Below are 2,296 nucleotides of genomic sequence, written 5' to 3'. Positions count from 1 at the left end.
ATCGGGCACCCTACGCGAACGACATGGCATGGGCAGGTCTTCTATACTAAGCATGGGGCAAGCGGAGGGTTGACTTGGCACTTTCAGCCTACCTGCTTCCCTCCTCCTTATCCAAAACTGACGTTAGGTTAGAAACCGCTATACTGTAATCAATTGTGAAGCACTATATTTTAGGTTTTTAGTAGCTCTTCCACTAGCGACTTACGAACAAATAGCTGCTTCGAGACTGGTTTGAGTAATACATAGCTCAAGGAAGTAGATTTCTCGCTTCATTTTTACCAAGACAGTAGTTTATTGACAACATCAAAGATTAAAATTATTATGCCCGATCTTTTGAATCAACCTTTGACATTACCTTGTGGGGCTGTTCTGAGTAATCGACTAGCAAAGGCAGCCATGAGTGAAGGGCTAGCAGATAGCTTGAATCGTCCGACTGAAAAGCATATGCGTTTGTATAAACAGTGGTCTGAAGGCGGTTGTGGATTGCTTATCACCGGCAACGTTCAAGTTGACCGCAAGCATATGGAAAGAGTAGGTAATATAGCTATTGACGATCAAAATGTACTCGAACAGCTTAAAGCATTGGTAAAAGCAGGAACGAGCGGAGGTAACCATCTTTGGATGCAGATTAGTCATGCGGGGCGACAGTCGCCACTCGAAATTTGTCCCCATCCGGTAGCCCCATCATCCATTGGGCTCGAACTTAGGGGTGGTAATTTTGGGAAACCGCGTCCCCTTGAACCTGAAGAAATCGAAACCTTAATTGAGCGCTTTGGTCGGGTAGCTGAAATTGCCCGCAATTGTGGTTTTACTGGCGTGCAGATTCATGCGGCGCACGGTTATCTCATCAGCCAGTTCCTATCTCCCCTCTCTAACCAACGCATGGATGACTGGAGTGGCAATCTGGAGAACCGTAGCCGCTTTCTGTTTGAGGTCTATCGTTCAGTTCGAAGCAAGGTTGGGAGCGATTTCCCTGTCGCTGTTAAGCTCAATTCGAGTGATTTTCAAAAAGGAGGGTTTAGCTACTCCGAATCTCTTGAGGTGTTGAATTGGCTGGAAAGGGAAGGAGTTGATCTGGTTGAGATTTCGGGTGGTAACTATGAAAACCCAGTTACTTTGTTCGGAGATAAGAAACCCAACAATGAAATAATCCGTGAAAGTACGCAGCAGCGCGAAGCGTTCTTTCTTACTTACACCAATGATGCTCGTAAGGTTTCAAATATACCACTGATGATCACCGGCGGCTTCCGTAGCCGCCAAATTCTAGAGTCTGTCCTCAGGGAAGGTGCATTGGATGTTATCGGGATTGCGCGACCGCTTGTTGGCGATCCCCATTCAGTGAAAAAGCTTCTCGATGGCGAAATCGATCGCTTACCAGACTACGAGAATCAGCTTCAGTCGTTCGACCAAGAAGCATTAGGTCAGAAGGTTGACGAAGCCACAATGCGTAACATCAACGCTATCAGTCACATGGGCTGGTTCTATATGCAGCTCATTTACCTTGGTGAGGGGAAAAAGCCCGATCTCGACATGACTACCCTCGAAGCATTTCACAAAATTCAGATGAGGGACAAGCAAGCTCTCGAAGCTTGGCAATCTCCTTGGTAACCATGAAGCGTTGAATGTTTATTCCGAATGCCTAAGAATTTAGGCGTTGCTGAATTGAAGTATGAATGCGCGATCGTCTGGTTTTGGTCAAGCCCCCGTGGATCCCCCAACTTTGCGGTGCGACCCGTGATGGCGAGCAATCCCTCGCCATCACGGAAAGCGCACCGGGGGGGACTTTGAAAGTCTTGTTCCCCCCAAAATTGGGGCCGGGCTGTTTCATTCTAACAAAACCAAAAGCCTGAACCACCTGCCACTAAGCCATCTTTGGCCTTCTGTAATTGATTATTGCCTAGACATGGCAAAACAGGTCTTCTATACTAAGCATGGGGCAAGCGGGGGGTTGACGGTTGGCACTTTCAGCCTACCTGCTTCCCTCCTCCTTATCCAAAACTGACGTTAATCAAAGGTGCTGATCGGAGTCTCAGTTTTTGCGATTGACCTTTGGTCACGCTTCGCGAACGCACTCACTTAGAGCCAATAGTTTGGCAGCTAAAAGCTACATCTAAAAGCTACCTGGAATCTCTCTAACAAAGCCCAAATGGGGTTCGATGCGACCTGTAGTCATGCTCACCCAAGCTAGTCCTTCCGAAGTTCCGATCCACAACTTGTTACCAGTATTAGGAGCTAATGCCAGAATACGACTAGAAGGTAGCTTGCCTAGTTTAGCCAAAACTTCTCCACTGTCTCG

The 2,296-nt window shown here is 47.3% G+C and carries 1 protein-coding gene and 1 pseudogene; one reads left to right on the top strand and one right to left on the bottom strand.

Going from position 1 to position 2,296, the window contains the following annotated elements; genetic code table 11:
* The first annotated feature begins 294 nt into the window (after positions 1-294).
* Entirely contained in the window at positions 295-1,608 is a 1,314-nt protein-coding gene (locus tag F6K57_RS30765; RefSeq protein WP_293071962.1) for an NADH:flavin oxidoreductase/NADH oxidase family protein, read from the top strand.
* A 502-nt stretch (positions 1,609-2,110) separates the two neighbouring features.
* Here the strand turns inward: F6K57_RS30765 and F6K57_RS30760 are convergent.
* Positions 2,111-2,296: pseudogene (locus F6K57_RS30760) on the bottom strand (transcriptional regulator); the annotation flags it as partial.

Origin of the sequence: Moorena sp. SIO4A5, from assembly GCF_010672005.1 — a bacterium.
Lineage (GTDB): Bacteria > Cyanobacteriota > Cyanobacteriia > Cyanobacteriales > Coleofasciculaceae > Moorena.
This window is presented reverse-complemented; position numbering and strand designations above follow the sequence as displayed.